Origin of the sequence: Amphritea pacifica (genome assembly GCF_016924145.1) — a bacterium.
GTDB lineage: Bacteria > Pseudomonadota > Gammaproteobacteria > Pseudomonadales > Balneatricaceae > Amphritea > Amphritea pacifica.
Genome location: NZ_JAFFZO010000156.1, coordinates 1 through 360 on the forward strand (window position 1 = coordinate 1; position 360 = coordinate 360).

General features: G+C 50.6%; 1 protein-coding gene. It reads right to left on the reverse strand.

Going from position 1 to position 360, the window contains the following annotated elements:
- Positions 1-311 (reverse strand): hypothetical protein (locus JW499_RS21870; RefSeq protein ID WP_463427526.1); only part of this gene is annotated, 311 nt, incomplete at its 3' end.
- Between the last annotated feature and the right edge of the window lie 49 nt (positions 312-360).

Consider the following 360-nt stretch of genomic DNA (forward strand, 5'->3'; position numbering starts at 1 on the left):
TTAAATGCAATGTTTTTGACGGTGTTTTCCGCGTTACCCGCAGCGTTAACGGTGATGGTGTGTCCGTGTGAACCAATACTGAAAGAATGGGCATGAGCACCGATAACAACCGGATGCTGGTGCGCACCAATACCAACTGTATGCGCATGTGCACCGGCACTCACGGCTGTACCGGACAATGAGTGACTGTGGCTGCCCTGACTGTCCGTTTTCGATAAATAAGCAATACCCTGTGTGCTGGTTCCTTTAACTGTGGATAAACTTCCTGTAATGGTTGCTGTTCCATACTGACTCCAGCCAGAACTGTTCATCCTTAAACCACTTGTGTGGGCATGAGCACCCGCGGCCCCTGTTGAACCG